The following is a 17,646-nucleotide window of genomic DNA, read 5'->3' as shown; positions in this document are numbered from 1 at the left end:
TTCGGATGCTTGGATATTCGTCACGGACGTTCCTTTCTCAGTCATTGGCAATAAGGTCGCGCAGGAAGGCAACCATTACGGGAGAGCCCCATTCGGTCGGACCGATCAGCCGCCCGACTTCCCGGCCTTCACGGTCGATCAAGATCGTTGCCGGGAGGCCAATAATCGCGAGGGCGAACATCGCCTTGCCGGAAGCGTCGATGTTGAGGGCGAGATGCTGGATGCCGATCTCGGCGAAGAATTTGCGCACTGCATCCGGCCCTGCCCGATCGATCGACAGAGCCACGACCTCGAAGTCCGGTCCGCCGAGCTCGGCTTGCAATCGGTCGAGTGTTGGCATTTCTTTCCGGCACGGAATGCACCAGGTCGCCCAGACATTGAGCAGTACGACCTTGCCGGAATGGTCCGCGAGCGTTCTCGGCTGGCCCTCGCCGTCTTGGAACTGGATTTCCGGCATGGGCTTTGGCGCTTCATGCATCGCAAAGTTCGGCGGCGTTTCCGCAGCCAGCAGCGGTTGCGCCAACAGGTGCAGGGCTCCGGCGAGGGCAAGCGCGAACATCCTCATGGCCGCCGCTCCTGCGCCTTGGCCCGAAGGCGTTCGACAAGCGGAAGGATCGTGTCGTTGAGAGCCTTCTCCGTCACCGGACCGATGTGTTTGTAGGCAATGCGCCCATCGGCGCTGACGACGAAGGTTTCCGGCACGCCATAGACACCCCAGTCGATGGCGACGCGGCCGTTCAGGTCGGCCCCGGTGCGCGTGTACGGATCGCCCAGCGTGTTGAGCCATTTCGCGGCGTCTTCCGGCCGGTCCTTGTAGTTGAGGCCGTGAACGGGCACCCGCTTGTCCGCCGCGAGCCGGACGAACAAGGGATGCTCCTCGCGGCAGGCGACACACCATGAAGCGAAAACATTGACCAGAGAGACCTCGCCGACGAGGTTGGCGCTCGACAGCCCGAGCGTCCGCCCTTCGACTGGAGGCAGACTGAACTCCGGCACTGGCTTGCCGATCAATGCCGACGGGATGTCCGCCGCGTTCCGGTTGAGCCCCCAGGCAAGCACGAAGGCGAGCCCGGCAAACACCGCGACGGGCAGAACAACCATCAGCCGCCGACTGACGGGATAAGCCGCATCGCCCGTGGGCTTTGTGGAGGCAATGTTATCGACCATCATGATCGCCTCGGCTGTCTGTCCGAAGGCCACCGCCTGGCAGCCAAACAGGTAGCAGGAGCTCGCGAAGTCCTCCCGCTAAGATGAAAGCCATGGCGGACGATGTTCCCGATCCGCTATCGCGCATGCCGTCACTCCGTCGTGTAGACAGTTGGCTGTTTGCCGTCCTTGGTGATGGCGTAAACCGTGAAGGGTTCAGTCTTGTCGCCAACCATCCCGGGCGAACCCATTGGCATTCCAGGAAGCGAAATTCCGGCAATGTCGGGCCGTTCGGTGAGAAGCTTTTCGACAGCCTTCAAAGGCACGTGGCCGTCGATCACATACCCGTCGACAAACGTCGAATGGCAACCTTGGAAGTCTTCGGACACCCCGGCCTTCCGGCTGATTTCGGCCAAGTCGTTTGTCGGCTTGACCTCGACCTCAAACCCGTTCTTACGCAGGTAGTCGGCGTAACCTTCGCAGCAGCCACATTGCGGGTTCTTGTAGAGGACCGCCTTACGCGCCTCGCCCGCGTGAACGGCGGTAAGGCTGGTCGCAAGAAACGCGGCAAGAGCAAAAATTCGAAGCATCGGTGTTTTCCTTTCAGTGTAGTCGCTGGAATTGGCGAGTTGGTTCAATCTGGTTGTCATGTCGTGCGTCTCCGTTCATGCCACTCTAATCACCGTCATCAGTCCGGCGGTCTGGTGGTCGGTGACGTGGCAGTGCAGCATCCAGTCACCGGGGTTATCGGCGACGAAGGCAATGTCGACAGTGTCCTTGGGGGCAAGCAGGACGGTATCGGCCCACTGGTTGTGGAGCACTGGTGCGCCGTTGCGGTTGAGCACCCGAAAGCTGAACCCATGCAGATGCATCGGGTGCCACCAGGCGGTCTCGTTGCGCATTGTTACGTAGTGACTACGACCCTGTTTCAGCGTGATGAGCGGCGGCATTTCGGCGTGGCCGTCGCCTGTCATCGAGGTGCCGTTGATTGACCAGATGGCGCGGCCGTGTCCTGCCATGCCCCCTTGCATTCCGCTCATTCCCTGCATCTTGCCGCCGCCCATCATGTTTCTCATGCTCGGCATGCCCCCTTGGAGCACCATTTCGTGACGTTCGGCGTTCTGGAGATCCGGCTCGGGAAGCGGATTGCGCGGCAGGCGCAGCGGAGCATCGAGCGGATTCACCCGCAGCGGTTTTTCGCCCCTGTAGGCGAAACTGGTGAGTTGATAGGCGAGCCCGTCATAATAGTCGTCGATGACGGCGTAGCGTCTGCCCGGCTCGCCCTGCATGTCGACAATGAGGTCGAGGCGCATCGCCGGGGCGAGCAACAGGCGGCCGCCATCAGGTTCGTGAGGGTCACAGGGCTGACCGTCAATGGCGACGACGACGGGACTGTGCCCCCCGAAGCGGAGAGCCATGATACGGGCCAATGAGACATTGATCAGGCGCAGACGGACGCGCTCTCCAGCCCGCACAACCTGATCCTGTGGCACCGAGCCGTTGAGGGTCACCGAATTGCCGACGCGACCTGACATGGCCGCTTCCATCGGGTTGCCAAATCCAGGTGCGATATTGCCGTCTGAATCCAATCGCCAGTCGGCGAGCACCCACAGGACGTCGCGATCGACCTGGACGGGCTCGGCTTCCTCGACAATCAGGGCCCCGGCAAGACCTCGGCCGAGCTGCTGCAGGCTGTTGGCGTGAGGGTGGTACCAGAATGTGCCAGCATCGGGCGGCATGAACTCGTAGACAAAGCGCTCGCCAGGCTTGATCGGTGGCTGCGTAAGCCCTGGAACGCCGTCCATGGCATTCGGCAGCCGGATGCCGTGCCAATGTACGGTCGTGTCCTCCTCGAGACGGTTTTCAACGACCATGCGGACGGGTTGTCCTTGGCGGATACGAACCTCAGGTCCAGGAATGCGGGTGTTATAAGCCCATACGTTCGTGGACGGACCACCTTGCTCCCCTTTCAGAAGGGCGCGACCTGGACCGGGCGTGATTTCGTAGTCGCGGGCAGCAGTGGCGAGAGAGACCCGCGGCCGTAGCATTACCGATGCGACAGCAAGGCCTGTACCTGCCCGGAGAAGCTCCCGGCGAGACATGGAACAATTCGACTTGACGGTCACTTCCAAATCCTTCGGCCGTGATCGCGGATGGCCGACACCGCAGGCTCGGAGGCCCACATAGCGCCATCAGCAACTCACACCCACCCGACAGAGCGGGTAGATGCACTCAGACACCGTGATCAACCACCCAAAGGCGGATCCACTGTGTCAGACAGCACGGCTGGGTCTTGGAGGATAGGGGTCTGGCACTGCTGCGCGTCCGTGCAGATACGCGGACGGCATGGGCGTAAGGTGAGGCGTCAGTGCAACGACAACAGCGGCCAAGCCCTGCGGAACGATGGCAAGTACCGGAGCAATGCAGACCTGAGGGCAGGCTGTCATCTTGCCACCATCAGTGCTGTCGTCGGGACATGCGGTGCAGCCGCCGTCGGCAGGCATGCCCATGTCGGAAGCCATGGTCATTTTGACCGCCATGTCGCTGGCCTGAACGGACGACAAGCTAAGCCCTGCGGCCACGAAGGCAGCGAGCAGCAAGGCGAAAACATGTCTGATCGACCAGCGCATTGACGCGCAATCTACAGCGCCGAAGAGGTCTGCTCAATACGAGCGGGTCCTAATTACTGCGACGAAGCGGCGCGCCACGATCACGGTTGGGTGTAGACCTGCGGACCCTGCTCTGTTTGCGACAACGATCCCATCACAGATCCGGCACAACCAGCGGACGTTCGAATGCGCACAAGAAGAGGTTAATCGTTCAGTTCAGAATCTGACTGAGAAACAGTTTGCTGCGTTCGTAGCGAGGGTGTGCGAAGAATTCGGCTGGGGTATTCGTCTCGACGATTTCGCCCCGATCCATAAATACGACGCGATCCGCAACTTGGCGCGCAAAACCCATCTCGTGCGTGACGCACAGCATCGTCATGCCATCCACTGCCAGGGACACCATTGTTTCGAGCACTTCCTTGACCATTTCATGGTCAAGCGCCGAGGTTGGTTCGTCGAACAGCATGATTTTGGGATTCATGCAGAGTGATCGTGCAATAGCTACGCGCTGTTGCTGGCCGCCGGACAGTTGTCCCGGATTTGTGCGCTTGGTCAGGGATCCTTACGCGGTCGAGATAGTGGAAAGCCGTTTGTTCTGCCTCGTGGCGGCGCATTCTGCGCACCCAGATCGGCCCAAGTGTCAGGTTCTCCAATACCGTCAAGTGAAGGAACAGATTGAAATGCTGGAAGACCATGCCAACGTCGCGCCGAATTTCGTCGATCTTCTTCAAATCGCTGGTCAGCTCAGTGCCATCGACGACGATGTGACCTTGCTGGTGTTCCTCCAACCTGTTGATACAGCGGATCAGGGTCGACTTCCCGGACCCTGACGGTCCGCAGATGACCAGCTTTTCGCCACGCCGGACCGTAAGGTTGATTTCCTTCAAGACGTGGAAAGGCCCGTACCATTTGTTCATGCCGATCATTTCAACAGCTGCCGCTTCGGCAACCGCAGGTGTGGCTTTGGTACGTCGCTGTAGAGTTGCAGACCGCATTTCTTGTGTTCCTAGTACGAAGTCGGGCCACGCCGTTCAAGGAAGTCGGCGAAGCGCGCAAAGGAGAAGGACGAAAAAGATCGCGCCGATGAACAGGAATGTTTCTGCTGCGGGCGATGGCCACTCCGGATCGGCAAGCGCTGCCTTGCCTGAGCTGATGAGGTCAAACAGGCCAACGACCAGGACAAGGCTGGTGTTCTTGATCATCACGATGATTGTGTTGGCGAGTGCAGGGATCACCACCCTGATGGCCTGCGGCAGGATGACAAGGTATTGGGTGCGCCAGAACGGGAGCCCCAGTGACGCAGCTGCCTCATATTGCCCGTTCGGAATGGCCTGGAACCGAATGGGGTGGCTTTCCATCGCCTAATTTGTCACCGTCGAGGGCCAGCGACTGTGTGCGGAACGGTTAGATATCCGACCACGTGCTCGATTTTCCGTCGGCAATTGAGCCCGCGCCGAGCCCCCTTCGGGCACTGCCCACGCTAGGCCGGCGACGGATATCCTTCGCGACACGACTCGCTAAGTTGTTGCAGCGACATCGCGTCGAGGTCGAGCGCGGTCAGCAGGTCGTTCTCGGCGGCGAAGTCGCGGCCATACATGGCCGAGAAGATGCGCACGCCGGCTTCGTGCAGCTCGGCGGGCTGGCCGGCAAGCCGGCTGATCTTGGCGGTCATGACCAGGCCGAACGGCACGTCCTCGGTGACATAGCGGCTATCGGCGGTGGTCGGGCCCGTGCCGCCGTTACCGGCTTCGTGCATTTCCTGGTTCATCTGCGAGATCGAGTTCATCGGCACGTGGAACGACAGATGGAAGTGCTGGAAGATGTTGCGCACTTCGAGGCCGAGCTTGGTGGCGATGGCGATACGTTCCTCGTCGAGCCGCTCGAGCAGCCGTCCGACATTCGGCGTCACGTTCTGGCCCTGGCTCCAGTTCTCGCCGCGCTCCATGCGCGTCATGTTGCCGAGCGCGATGCCCATGTGGTTCTGCGGGTTGAGGTTGGAGAGCGCGATCGCCATCAGGCTGCCGCGGTCGACGAAGCGGTCGCCAAACAGCGTCTGGCAGACGGCAAAGCCGTCGGCGCTGCGCGAAGCCGGCACCGTGGCGAGGTCGACCTTCTTGCGCACGGTGTTGACGTTGACCAGCGTCGGGCTGAGCTGTCGTCCCGACACCACGGTGGTGCCCCAGCCGACGATTGGCGCAACGACGCCGCGAGCCGCGAGCAGGCGCGACAGGTAGAGTGCGCCGAAGGACGCATGCGAGCTAATGATGATCGTCTGGGCCGGCGTGATGTAGGGTGCGATGGCGTCGAGCACGGTCTTGTGGCCATAGGCCGGCAACGCGATCACGATCGCCTCCGAACCGGCGACAAGCGCTTCGGCGCTGACTGCTGCCGATGGATGGAAGGTGCCTTCGACCGCGCCCTGGGCGACCAGTGCCTCACCCTTGGCCAGCGCCTTGGTGCGCTCGCCCGACGGCGACCACAACGTCGCGCGGTGGCCCTGCTGTTCGAGAAACGCCGCCGTTCCAAAGGCGATCGAACCCGCGCCGACAATACCTACCTGCATTCCACTAATTCCTTTCTGGTAAATCATCATCCCGGCCCCAAGAGGCCGGTCGTCATTTCGGGCGTATCGACGCCCTGAGTGTGTTGGTTCCCACTTCGGCCGAAGCCACGACCAGGAACGCCCTCGCCCCGACCGAGCCGGCGCCCACGCTGGTCAGAGAGTGCGGCACATCGGCTGCGTAGCGCGCCGTCTCTCCCGCCCGCACGATCATTTCATTACCGGCGCTGCGCACAACAATCTCGCCTTGCGTGCAATGCAGGTGCTCGATGGTCCCGGCGCCATGCGGATCGCTGACCAGCTTGCCCTCACGCTCGAAGCTCAGGAGGTACCATTCGATCATCGACACCATGCCGGCGGGCGACAATATCTGCATCGTGCAGCTGCCATCCGCACTTCGGATGGTGGGCGTCATGTTGCCGGGCTGCAGGTCGATACGGTCGCTGCGCTCTTCGCTGGCGCCGCTGACCAGGCTGTTGAGGTCGATGTTGAGCGCGCGCGTCAGATGCCACAGCGTGCCATAGGTCGGGCTGGCGTTGCCGCGTTCGATCTCCGACAGCATCGAACTCGACACGCCCGATTTCGTCGCAAGATCAGCGAGCGTCAACTTGCGTTCCTTTCGGAGGGCCAACAAGCGCGGCCCGATTTCGGGCGGGTTGACTGCATTCATGTCGCCATGTCTGAGTTTCTGTACCATTGATTAATCCGAACCGAGGAGAGGTTCACCCAGCGTATGCATGAGCCGGTTGGCCCAGCCAAACAGCGACGAGGACAGGATCAGGTCGAGAATCTCGTCCTTGCCCAAGCCGGCATCGACAAGCGCCTGCATGTCCGAAGCATCGGCATCGGAGGGGCATTTCGACAGCTTGACCGAAAAATCGAGGATCGCCTTCAGCCGCGGCGAAATCTCGGCCTCGACACCATCGGCGAAGATCGCAGCAATGACCGTCTCGTCCTTGGTCAGCTGGTTGTAGCGCCCGGCATGCACCGCCGCGCAATAGATGCAGCGATTGACGATCGAGGCACCGACGGCGCCGATCTCGCGCTCGGCGCGCGACAAGCCGCCCTTGTTGTACATCACCCCGTTGAACAGCGGCGAGCGATGCGTCAGCGTCTCAACGTCATGCGCCAGCACCAGCACATAGTCCGACACCTTGGTGTTGGACGGCGTGATCTTCAGCGCCTCGAGCTGCGCCGGAGCTGCCTCCGCGAGATCCAACGGCTTGACGTATGGCTTCCACTCGGGGATCGCGGTGGTGAATTCGTGAACGACCTTGCTCATTCCATTCCCCGCATCAGCCGCAGTCCGGCGGCAACCCTGATTTGATAGCTTACGAAGGCGACGAGTTCCGACAGCCGCACGATGTCGGCATCGGCGAGCCCGGCCTCCCGCAGCAGTTCGATGTCACGACGCGTCGCATCCTTGGGAGCATGCGCGACGAGATCGACGTGCCAGATCAGTGCCTTGAGCCTGCTGTCGCTGCCGCCGTCGAACCAGATGTCGGCAATGCGCGCGGCGTCGCCAGATGCGCCGGAGTTGTCGAGCAGGGCTTCGAAATGCTCCTCGAAATCCCTGGCGTCGTTGATCTTGGCGATGCGGCAGGCAAGTGCGGCGCGCTCGGGATGCGTGAGCCCGCCAGGATCGGCAGGCGTCAGCGCCGCATCATGGGTCTGCTGTGTCAGCGCCATGGATGTCGGCGCGGCCCGCCACCACTTCGGCGAGCACACTGCCCGACTCGATGCCGACGATCTCGGCGATCACGTCCTTGTTGTCGGCCATGCCGTCCTCCTATGCCTGCTGGCGGACACCGGTCCGCTCATCGTTCCGACAGCGTCCACTCGTCGCCACGCAGTTCGGGCGTGTTGTAGTCGAGAAGTCGCTGCCAGTACTGGCCGAAATTCTTACCTAGGCCGCGACCTCTCGGGCTAGCAGCGCCGCATCCTCGCTGATGCCGGGGATATCGCCGCTCAACTTGCCGAGGCTCGCTGCCGCATCCGCATTGAGGCTGTCGATGACACAGGTGTCTGGCTAAGCAGCGACTAGTTCATGATCTGCATGCGCCTGGCCTCGCCCCACCTAACACTGCCTTAAAGCCAAAGGCGCGACGCCGGATTTTGCCCTAGAACCTGATTGGTGGTGAGTTGCAGGACTTCGTCAAGCGCAAGCCGTGTCGGGTGGCCAGCGCCGACGCGTGGCCCAGATGGAATCGCCAGCTCTCGATCCTGAAGTGATGCTGTTCGAGCCATCGCAGGTCCGGGCCGGAGGCGATGCTCCTCGCAATATTGATCACCACCCTGATCCTGAAGGTTCAGACGCCGCCTACACTGCCGTGCCAACAGCGCCTGAACATGCTCCAGAGGTCAGGACGAGGCGACGCTCAGCTCCGTATCCTGAGAGCTCGCTCCGTTCTGTCTGCGATCTGCGTGACGATGTAAGCAATCACCATGTAGATCACGACGGCAATCACAAAGGCTTCGAGGTAGTAAAAATTCAGCGCGGCAGTCAGTTGTGACTGCGCAAATATTTCGACAACCTCGATGGCGAATCCAAGAGAAAGCGCCTTCATGATCACCATCATAGAGGTGGTGAGGTCGGGAATGGCGGCAACGACCACTTGAGGGAACATGACCCGCCGGAACAGCTGGCTGCTCGTATAGCCCAGCGAATGGGCAGCGTCCGCCTGGCCGGTGTCAAAGGAGTTCAGGGCTCCCTTAATGATCTCCGACTGGAACGCTGCGATACAGCCGGTGATGGCAATGACGAGAATGACCCAGTTTGGCGTCAGGTGGGCGTTGAAGTCGATTCCGACCAAAGACAGCAAGAACTGAAGTGCCGGTGGGAGACCGAAATATGCGAGGAAAATCACGATCACCATCGGGACGCCCTTGAAGGCAACCTTGTAGGCTATGACGAGTTCCCGCAGCACGGGGACCCTTCTGTATTCGATGAAAGCAAACAGGCTTCCGATGATCGTCGAGAAGACGAAGATCGCCAACGCCATGGCAAGCGTCACGGGCACGGCGCCCAGAATTTCCCGTAGATCCTGGAGCAGAACATCGGTTTCAAACATGGATGAACACTCTCTCTATCTCAGACGCTCGCGAAGGCCGCGGTTTTTAATGGGATCGATGTAGCCTCTTTCGAGAGGTGCACCGCGAAGCGAAGCTCGAAGAAACGTATGATGAGCCATGCGATCAGGCACATCAGCGAGTAAATGACAGCCAGCACGAGGTAGGTTTCGAACTGGAACTGGTTGTAGTCTCGCTCCATGATCAGGTGCGCCGTCGCCATCACGTCCGCCGCTCCGATGTACATGACCAACGCGACATTGTGGATCAGGTAGATGATCGAGTTTCCGTAACCCGGCAGTCCGATGTGGATGGCTTGCGGACCTACGATGCGAAACATCTTCTGACGGAAGCTGTACCCAAGACTGTCGGCCGCATCATGCTGGCCGCGTTCGACGGCCAGATAGGCGGGTCTCATGACTTCCGACAGATAGCCTCCATGGTAGAGGCTCAGCCCCACCATGGCGGCCATCGTAGCCGTGATGAAATCCTGGAACCCGAACAGGATTACCAACAGCGGGAGCCCGTAGAACGCGACGAACAACTGAAGAACGACCGGAACGCTCCGGGCATAGGACACGTAGAGATCTACAAATTGACTGATGACGGGGACCCTGCGAACCCGCAGGGTTGTCGCGATGAGAGCCAGGCAGAACCCGACGCTCATGGCAGTAAACGTAATCACGAGCGTCAGCGGCAAAGCCGAAAATAGCTCAGGGATCATCGTAGAAAGATCCACTTGAAACACTCCTTTTGCAATTTCAGCTTTGACCGCTGACTAAACAAAGATTGTTTGCGAGCGATATTTCTACTTCATGTACTTGACGATTTCCTCGCCGAACCACTTCTGCGAGAGTTTGTCCATCGTGCCATCGTCCCTGAGTTCTTTGAGCACCCGGTTGATGTCGTCAGCCAGGACCTTGTTTTCGTCCGAACGGTGGATCAGCATATAGGTATTGTTGCTGTAGACCGGGTCGGAGGCCACGACGTCGAGCTTCTTTTGTTCGATGACGGTCTGCTCACCCAGGTTCGACGGCAGGACCAGCGCGTCGAACTTGCCGTTCTGAACTTCGTCCAGGCGATTGGGGTACGGGATACCGGCGCTCGATGCCGTGACCTCAAGCTGATATTGCGGATTTTCTTTCTGCCAGCTCATCATGAACTTGTACGTGCCGCCACCGGCCGTCGCCGGAACGATCCGCTTACCGACGAGGTCCTTCATCTCCTTGATGTTGCTGTCCTTGCGGCTGTAGATCTTCATCAGGCTGGCGCCCATCGGGTTTTCCGGAATGAAGAACTGCTTGGCGCGCTCGGGCGACTTGTAGTAGCCGCCGCATGCCATGTCGTACTTTCCGGTGGCAAGGCCGGTCTCCTGCGCGATATCGGCCACGCCTTCCATTTCGAACTTATACTGCGGCAGCTTTGCGTTGATCTCCCTCAGCAGATCGGGTTCGTATCCCTGCGGCTCGACGCCGATCGCCCCCCATGCCAGCGGCTTGGATTCCGCCGACGTGGCGATCTTGACCACCCGGGCAGGGGTTTGACTGTAGCCGACCCCCGAGGCTGCGAGGGTGATTGCAACGCCGCCAAAGATAGCAAGAGCAGACCGACGACCAAAACGAGACTTGATTGCAGACATTTCTTTAGTTCCCTTCCTTGTTTATTGGAATGCAAGTGCAGTGCTGACTTATTGGAATGCCAGTTCAGAGCTGAGGAATTGCGCCAGGCGTGGACTTGAAGGCGTGTCGAAAATCTCGGTCGGGCTGCCGTCGGCAGCGACGACGCCTCGATCCATGAAGACGATGCGATTTGAGATGTTTTTCGCAAATTGCATCTCATGGGTCACAAGCAGCGACGTTATTCCCGACGACGTGACGTCCTTGATGACCTTCAGCACTTCACCGACGAGTTCGGGATCGAGCGATGACGTGGGCTCGTCGAAGAGAATAACGTCCGGTCGAACCGCCAAAGCACGTGCAATGCCAGTGCGCTGGAGCTGGCCGCCTGAAAGCTGGGACGGGTAGTGCTCTCGCTTGTCGGAGAGACCAACTCGCTCAAGCTCCTGGAGGGCGATTGCGTGCGCCTCTTCCCTGGACTTACGCTGCACCACGACAAGCGGATCCATCACGTTCTGAATGACAGTCATGTTCTTGAAGACGTTGAACTGCTGGAAGACCATGGCCGTCCGGAGCCGGATCGCCTGGACCGCGGCCTTGTCCGCCCGCTGATAATCCATCCGGATTTGATCGAACGCGATTGTCCCCGAGGCCGGCCTGGCCAGGTAGTTGATGCACTTCAGAAGCGTGGTCTTGCCGGTGCCACTGGGGCCAATGATCGACACCACGTCGCCTCGTTTCACCGAGAGATTGACGCCATTAAGGATCTGCGCAGACCCATACGACAGCTTTATATCTTTTAGTTCGAGCATCTTTGTTGGTATCCCATCTGGCCTCAGCCGTTGAAGAATCTTACTCGCAGGCAAAAACTGCGATGTCGTCAACAAAAATTCCGAACACGCAAGATGACATCCTCATTTTAACCCTCTTTGTTTTATTGCTAAGGCCACTTGTTGTGGTACTTACGAATAGCAAACAAGACTAGATATATAACTCAATGAGACGTTATTCTCTTATTTGCCATCTACAAGAGCTTCAGTCATTTGATTGCCAGATATTCAACCTTCAGCAGGTTAGATACATCTCTTCTATTTCCTGCATATTTGGACAGCGTATCCGTTAAGCTGGAATTGTCAATATACTGGAATCTGTTTTATTTGCCACTTTCAGCGTGACCGAGCACGTGCATCAACCGGTTGGCCCAGCCGAAAATCGAGATGGCATGGATCAGGTCGATGATTTCGATGTCATCCATGCCGATAGATCGCAACGAGTTGATATCGTCCGCGGTTGCCTCCGATGGCGCCGCCGACAGGCGGCGGGCAAAGCTGTTGATTGCAGCGTCGCGTGGCCCAAGCGTTTCGGGTCTTTCCAGATAAAGCGCGGTAACCACGTCATCGCTCTTGGTGAGCTCGGCGTGACGGCGTGCGTGGACAACGGCGCAGAATTTGCAGCCATTCACGATCGAGGCGCCCAATGCGCCGAGTTCACGATCGGGACGAGCGAGCCCGCCTTCGACATACATGATCGCATTGAACAACACGGTGCGGGCAACATAGCTCTCGGGATCATGTACGAGCGTGCGCACATACTCCGAAACCTTCTTGGCGGATGGCGTGACCTTCATCGCATCCAGCTGTTCCGGCGTAGCTTGGGGAAGCTCAACCGGTGCGATGTAGGGGTGCCACGTCAGTGGCTTCAGGCGAACCGAGGAAATCATCTTGCCCTCATCAATCGCAGCCCGGCCGCAACCCGTGTCTGGAAATTGACGAAGGCGATCAGCTCGGAGAGAGCGACGATTTGCGGATTGTTCAATCCGGCCTCTGCAAGCCTGGCGATGTCGCTCTCCTCTGCCTTGATCGGGCTCAGCGTGACCAGATCGACATGACGGGCGATGGTCGCCAGCGGTTCGGCAAGGTCCGTGGCCCCCTCGGCTAGCGCCGACAGCCGTCTTGAAGGATCAAGTTCGGCGAGTTGAGCATCATATTGAGCGATCAGAGCCTCGTCGGCATTCAGAGTGGCCATCCGACGGGCGAGAGCAACGCGCAGGTCACGCGCAAGCCCTTGGTCATTCGCCGGCGTTAGAACCGAGAGGCGACATAGCTCTGCCCCCTCAACGAATTCCGGGCGAAACCGTCGAGCACTGAAACGTGCATCGTTGAGTGAAAGACCCGCCGCCTTGTCCATAGCATCGATCACAGCGCGACCTCCTTCTGCAACAAGGGTGTTGAATCGACCCACTCGTCGCCCTGAAGTTCGGGAATGTCGAAAGCGACCAGATTGTCGAAGTGCCTTTCGACATCCCTGGCAAACAGCGACGCGGCAATGCCTCGGACGAGGCGGTCGGCGCCGGCGCTAACGGCCGGGATGTCGCCGGAGACCTTGCCATGGGTCAGCGTTGCGGCATCATTGAAGCAGTGAATATGCGCCAGCATCGGGCATGAACCCGGGACCCGCTCCCGGAACTCAAACGAAGGACCGAGGTCCGGCGCCTCGGACATACCCATTCGAGGCGGTCCCATCTCAGGCGAGTAGCGACCGTCGGACCAATTGCGAATGTGCGGGGCGATTGCCGCGAATTCAGGGCGACCGTGAAGATCGTTTTGAAAGCCGGTCGCCGCAATCAGGAAGTCGTAGTGCATGGGGCCCTGCGTAGTTTCAATCAGCAGGCCTTCCGCATCTTCGCTTATCCCAACTATGCCGCAATCGAGGAAGAACCGGGCATTCGAGTGGCGCGACACGCGACGGGTCGATGAGCTCGGCGGGGGTGTTTGCGTCGAGGCGGTGTAGTCGACGAACTTCCACTTCCAGATGTCCGGCAGTTGATGCATTCCATGCACGACGCCCTGGCTGCCGATGCCTGTCATCTTGTTGATGCGCGGCATTTCCTTTCGCCGGATGAGCATGTCCACAGAGCCGGCGCCCGCCTCGAGCGCCGTGGCGGCGTTGTCCATGGAGGAGGCACCGGCGCCGATGACCGCGACACGTTTACCCTTCAGCGCGTCGAAATCGATCTCGTCGGCGGAATGCGCCCAGAAGGTGCGATCGACACCCTTGAGAAAGTCGGGCACAGCAAAGCCGCCCAAACCGGATCGGCCAGTGGCCAAAACCAGGTGACGCGTGAGGACACGCCCCGTTTCCGCACCTTCGATATCGATCGCAATGAATTCGTCGGCGGGCGCGATACCGGTCATGCGCACGTTGTTACGCACCGGCAAGGCAAGAACTGTGCGGTACCAGACCAGGTAATCCATCCACTGGTCCTTGGGAATCTTATCCAATGCCTGCCAAGCTTCGACGCCCCACTGCGCCGTGAACCAGGCGCGGAAGGTCAGCTGCGGCATGCCGAGCGCCGGACCGTGCAGGGTCTTGGGCGAACGAAGCGTCTGCATACGGGCAAATGTCACCCAGGGCCCCTCGAGCCCGGCGGGAGCGGCGTCGTAGGCGACAACATTGGTGATCCCTGCGAACACAAGCCTGGCAGTGGCGGCAAGCCCACACATTCCGGCACCGATGACAACGACGTCACGAACCGGGGTGCCGTCATGCCTGCACTCGGGGACCCAGGGCTTGGCGGGCAGTTCCAGAAAGTCGAGATCCTGTGCAAGCTGTGCTTCCAGCGCAGCAAGGCCCGTCGAGCTAGGAGGGGTGGAAGTGTGCATCATGTTTCAGTTCCGTAATGCAGGCTTGATCCGGGACCGGTTACCAGTTGCCCGGCCATGCCGGGATCGAGTTTGTTGAAACCAACGATCGACCGTTCTGCGACAACTTCGACTGCTTCCATCAACGCCCGTGCGACTGGTCGAAGTGGTCTTTCCTTGGCAGCCAGAACGCCCCAATAGAATGGAACGGCCATGTCGATGGGGCGAATGACGATGCCTGGCAGGCCCAAGCCATAGGCAGTAACAGGATCGACGATTGCAGCAGCGCCGGTTTTCTGCGCGATTAGCAATGCGCTATAGGCAGTGTTAGTCCGGATCACCGGACCGGTCTCAATGCCGCGGGCGGCCAGTGCTCGAGAGATATGCAACTGAAATCGTAGCGGGTTAAGGATCGTGGCGAGCCTGCGGCCGGCAAAGGCCAACAGCGGCACAACATCGAGCTCCGCCAGAGCATCACGTTCATTCAGGGCTACAACAACCGGCGCCGAATAGAGCCGCAAGACGTCCAGGCCGGGAGTATCGAGTGGCAAGCTCGAGAATCCGATCTCTGCACGCCCGCTACGCACTTCCTGGGCAACGGTCGAAGCCAGAAAATGTGCAACATGCGTTTCTTGTGGCAGCTCCGCATTGCTCAGTTCCGCCATTGCAGTCGGAATCAAGCCATTGCCGATTGCAGCGGTTGCAACGACCTGCAGGAAGCGCCCCCTGCCGCCGGCGATCATCTTTGCTCGCGCAGCAAGTTCCGTAAATGACATGAGCAGGCGGCGCGCTTCTTCCTCGAAGGCCACCCCCTCCTCGGACAGCTGCACTCGTCGCCCGATCCGGTGGAGCAGTTCGAAACCGAGCTCAGCTTCGAGATCCTGAATGGTACGTGTCACCGACGGCTGGGACCGCTCGAGCAACTCGGCCGCCTTGGTGATGCTGCCGCTGGCAGCAACCGCAAGAAAGGTCTGGAGATCGCGGGTTTCCATGATTATCCTAAATGCATAATCTGTATGAGTTCCAGCGTCTCATTCATTTCTGACATCTGTCAAGCGGAAAATATGCGTGCTCGCTAATGCGTTCACCGTGTTCCATCGGTCGAACTGCGAGGGAAACGTTCTGACCGCCTGCGGGGTCACTGGAGCAGATCGCCAATCGGGATCACTTCGCCTCAGGAAGAGGCGCAGATGTTGTTCAACCAGGCGCGCAACCCACAAGCCTTGTCCTACTCCGAGATCCAGCGGTCGGCGCAGAAGTCGCAACAGGCTCGTTGTCGATTTGCACTATGCGAGACGACGGTCCTGCCGACGCACCGGCTGCCGGAGGAGAATCATCTATCCGCCGCGGAAGGGATGAAGCCGCGTCACGCAGTGGCGCTCAACTGCAAGCCGCTTCATGGCGCGCGCTGCGACCAGCCCCAGTCACGTCGCGCGCCGCAGCATTCCACCCGACGAGTATTGAACCTTGCGCTTTCGTTTGCCTTGCACATGATGTTCGGCGAAGTCCGCAGCATCGGTTTCGGACCCGACCTTCCAGTTATGACTTGCATCAACTGGGGGCCGCATTGCTTGCCATCGCTGCCATGATGGCCAAGCTGAGGTTCCAAGACTGGAATGATGCCGACGCTGGATGCATCTGCTCTCGCAGGAGTGGTCCTATTTCAGCTACCATTGCAGCGTCGCAATATTGACCCATTGATCCCAGACAGATCGCCAGCACCTCCCCAGCGCACACAGCAAGATTTCATGTTTCAATCCCTCGTCCAATTCCAGCGTGAGATCTATCTGGCGCTTGCCGAGCAGACAAAGCTGCTGTCCACGAACGGGGATTGGGCCGCCTTCCTGGCCTTCTTGCCCATGGGCGTGATGTTCGGTGCCGCACATGCGCTCACGCCCGGCCACAGCAAGGCGATCCTTGCGACCTACCTGACGGGTTCCACGAACGGCGTCGGCCGAGGGGTAGCAGTTTCGCTGATCCTCTCCTTCACCCACGTGACGATGGCGGTCGTCATAGCCGTCCTTGCGCTGCCCTTGGTGTCGTTCGCCTTGGGAACGGTTGGACGCGCGCCTCTGCTCGAAGATGTCAGCCGTGGGCTTCTGGGCCTCATAGGCCTATGGATGCTATTGCGCTCATTTCGTCGGAACGCACACATTGATCACTCGCATGAAGGCGAGGTCGTAGGCGTCATGGCGGGCCTCATTCGCTGCCCTCTGACGCTCTTTGTCATGCGCCACGACTGGTGGCTGCCATCACCCGCTCGATAGAGGCCATCGCGGGATTTGTGCTCGTCGCGATAGCATTTCACGAAATCCTTCTCATCTGACAATTGCGGAAAAAAGCCCATGTCTCCAAAATCGGAAACGCGCACCGCCCAATTGGCAATTCGTGTGCTTCATTGAAGGAAGCCCTTGATCATGCAGCGCACGCAGAAATGAGGTCTCCGAGCTCTATGGCTCAGCTCATCCTCGCGCGGTGGCTGACAGAGAACGGCTTCTTGAAAGTCGAGGATGAGCACAGCCACTGGCCCTGACGACCCGACAGCCTAGTTGAGCCTGTTTGCATTGAAGGTGATGCAATTTATAAGGCTTCCCTTGATTGGGACACAGGCATGACGCTTGAAGACATTTGCGAAGATTCGTCACTAGGCCCGCAGCGAAAGCTCGAGCGTTTGCGTGCGATTGAAGGCACCATGCGCGAGTTGGAGCGATGCAGCGTTTTCAAGGGTCAGGATCAATCGTCGGCGTGGCAGGACGACCTTTCCCGACTTTGCGTGATAATGCGAGAACTCGAGCGACAAATCGCAAGCGAGCGTCCTTAGCTCGGCTGCCTGGGCACGGGTCTGCGGGCCATCCGGTGCTCGCCAAGGGGCTCAGCACAGGCGCTGCTCTGCCCGAACAGCGCGGTGCTTGGGTCATCGCACCGGATGGCTTCGGGAGTCCTGGTCAGGAGGGAACCAGGGCCCCAACACGCTCTGCATTTGCTTCCGCCTCACGCAGAGCCGA

At 59.6% G+C, this 17,646-nt stretch carries 19 protein-coding genes and 2 pseudogenes; 2 read left to right on the top strand and 19 right to left on the bottom strand.

The features are described 5' to 3' along the window. Positions 1-37: 37 nt before the first annotated feature. The 19 genes and pseudogenes from GGQ99_RS25555 to GGQ99_RS25465 form a co-directional block, all read right to left on the bottom strand. The gene (locus GGQ99_RS25555; RefSeq protein ID WP_183264734.1) at positions 38-565 is read right to left on the bottom strand and encodes a TlpA family protein disulfide reductase; all 528 of its coding nucleotides are present in this window, start codon (positions 563-565) and stop codon (positions 38-40) included. Next, a complete protein-coding gene (locus GGQ99_RS25550) occupies positions 562-1,170 on the bottom strand; it encodes a DsbE family thiol:disulfide interchange protein (protein WP_246389753.1) in 609 nt (202 codons plus the stop codon). Before GGQ99_RS25550 ends, GGQ99_RS25555 begins: the two co-directional genes overlap by 4 nt. A 128-nt stretch (positions 1,171-1,298) precedes the next feature. Beyond that, complete coding sequence (locus GGQ99_RS25545; protein ID WP_183264744.1) at positions 1,299-1,736, bottom strand: DUF411 domain-containing protein; 438 nt, start codon at positions 1,734-1,736, stop codon at positions 1,299-1,301. A 75-nt stretch (positions 1,737-1,811) separates the two neighbouring features. Further along, on the bottom strand, positions 1,812-3,248 hold the full coding sequence (locus GGQ99_RS25540) for a multicopper oxidase family protein (RefSeq protein WP_183264743.1): 1,437 nt from the start codon (positions 3,246-3,248) through the stop codon (positions 1,812-1,814). A gap of 171 nt (positions 3,249-3,419) precedes the next feature. Continuing rightward, a complete protein-coding gene (locus GGQ99_RS25535; protein WP_183264733.1) occupies positions 3,420-3,776 on the bottom strand; it encodes a hypothetical protein in 357 nt (118 codons plus the stop codon). Between the two features lie 190 nt (positions 3,777-3,966). Continuing rightward, a pseudogene (locus GGQ99_RS25530) lies at positions 3,967-4,675 on the bottom strand (amino acid ABC transporter ATP-binding protein); the annotation flags it as partial. 111 nt (positions 4,676-4,786) lie between these two features. Beyond that, positions 4,787-5,113: an ABC transporter permease subunit gene (locus tag GGQ99_RS25525; protein WP_183264732.1), complete on the bottom strand. Its 327-nt coding sequence runs from the start codon at positions 5,111-5,113 to the stop codon at positions 4,787-4,789. Between the two features lie 122 nt (positions 5,114-5,235). Next, positions 5,236-6,318, bottom strand: a complete 1,083-nt coding sequence (locus tag GGQ99_RS25520) for an NAD/NADP-dependent octopine/nopaline dehydrogenase family protein (protein WP_183264731.1) — start codon at positions 6,316-6,318, stop codon at positions 5,236-5,238. 52 nt (positions 6,319-6,370) lie between these two features. Further along, positions 6,371-6,985: a helix-turn-helix domain-containing protein gene (locus GGQ99_RS25515; RefSeq protein ID WP_281380109.1), complete on the bottom strand. Its 615-nt coding sequence runs from the start codon at positions 6,983-6,985 to the stop codon at positions 6,371-6,373. A 30-nt stretch (positions 6,986-7,015) separates the two neighbouring features. After that, positions 7,016-7,597 carry a peroxidase-related enzyme gene (locus tag GGQ99_RS25510; protein ID WP_183264729.1) on the bottom strand — a complete coding sequence of 194 codons (582 nt, stop codon included), beginning with the start codon at positions 7,595-7,597 and terminating at the stop codon, positions 7,016-7,018. Further along, complete coding sequence (locus tag GGQ99_RS25505) at positions 7,594-8,004, bottom strand: CMD domain-containing protein (protein ID WP_246389751.1); 411 nt, start codon at positions 8,002-8,004, stop codon at positions 7,594-7,596. The genes GGQ99_RS25510 and GGQ99_RS25505 overlap by 4 nt, the downstream gene beginning before the upstream one ends. A gap of 689 nt (positions 8,005-8,693) precedes the next feature. Further along, on the bottom strand, positions 8,694-9,386 hold the full coding sequence (locus GGQ99_RS25500; RefSeq protein ID WP_183264728.1) for an amino acid ABC transporter permease: 693 nt from the start codon (positions 9,384-9,386) through the stop codon (positions 8,694-8,696). Positions 9,387-9,406: 20 nt separating this feature from the next. Next, positions 9,407-10,123, bottom strand: a complete 717-nt coding sequence (locus tag GGQ99_RS25495) for an ABC transporter permease subunit (RefSeq protein ID WP_183264727.1) — start codon at positions 10,121-10,123, stop codon at positions 9,407-9,409. 69 nt (positions 10,124-10,192) lie between these two features. Further along, positions 10,193-11,023: a transporter substrate-binding domain-containing protein gene (locus GGQ99_RS25490; protein WP_183264726.1), complete on the bottom strand. Its 831-nt coding sequence runs from the start codon at positions 11,021-11,023 to the stop codon at positions 10,193-10,195. A 48-nt stretch (positions 11,024-11,071) separates the two neighbouring features. Further along, the gene (locus GGQ99_RS25485) at positions 11,072-11,812 is read right to left on the bottom strand and encodes an amino acid ABC transporter ATP-binding protein (RefSeq protein ID WP_183264725.1); all 741 of its coding nucleotides are present in this window, start codon (positions 11,810-11,812) and stop codon (positions 11,072-11,074) included. A gap of 341 nt (positions 11,813-12,153) precedes the next feature. Beyond that, positions 12,154-12,720 carry a peroxidase-related enzyme gene (locus GGQ99_RS25480; protein ID WP_183264724.1) on the bottom strand — a complete coding sequence of 189 codons (567 nt, stop codon included), beginning with the start codon at positions 12,718-12,720 and terminating at the stop codon, positions 12,154-12,156. Then, positions 12,717-13,199, bottom strand: a complete 483-nt coding sequence (locus GGQ99_RS25475; RefSeq protein ID WP_183264723.1) for a hypothetical protein — start codon at positions 13,197-13,199, stop codon at positions 12,717-12,719. Before GGQ99_RS25475 ends, GGQ99_RS25480 begins: the two co-directional genes overlap by 4 nt. Then, the gene (locus tag GGQ99_RS25470) at positions 13,196-14,665 is read right to left on the bottom strand and encodes an NAD(P)-binding domain-containing protein (RefSeq protein ID WP_183264722.1); all 1,470 of its coding nucleotides are present in this window, start codon (positions 14,663-14,665) and stop codon (positions 13,196-13,198) included. The genes GGQ99_RS25475 and GGQ99_RS25470 overlap by 4 nt, the downstream gene beginning before the upstream one ends. Next, positions 14,662-15,633, bottom strand: coding sequence for a LysR family transcriptional regulator (locus tag GGQ99_RS25465; RefSeq protein WP_183264721.1), 972 nt, complete (start codon positions 15,631-15,633; stop codon positions 14,662-14,664). Before GGQ99_RS25465 ends, GGQ99_RS25470 begins: the two co-directional genes overlap by 4 nt. 198 nt (positions 15,634-15,831) lie before the next feature. Between GGQ99_RS25465 and GGQ99_RS25460 the strand changes: the two genes are divergently transcribed. Then, positions 15,832-16,230 carry a hypothetical protein gene (locus GGQ99_RS25460; protein WP_183264720.1) on the top strand — a complete coding sequence of 133 codons (399 nt, stop codon included), beginning with the start codon at positions 15,832-15,834 and terminating at the stop codon, positions 16,228-16,230. 159 nt (positions 16,231-16,389) lie between these two features. Then, positions 16,390-16,872: pseudogene (locus GGQ99_RS25455) on the top strand (HoxN/HupN/NixA family nickel/cobalt transporter); the annotation flags it as partial. Between the last annotated feature and the right edge of the window lie 774 nt (positions 16,873-17,646).

This window comes from Aminobacter niigataensis (genome assembly GCF_014200015.1).
GTDB classification, from domain to species: domain Bacteria; phylum Pseudomonadota; class Alphaproteobacteria; order Rhizobiales; family Rhizobiaceae; genus Aminobacter; species Aminobacter niigataensis.
Note: the sequence above shows the minus strand (reverse complement) of the source record. Positions and strands in the feature narration are given on the sequence as shown.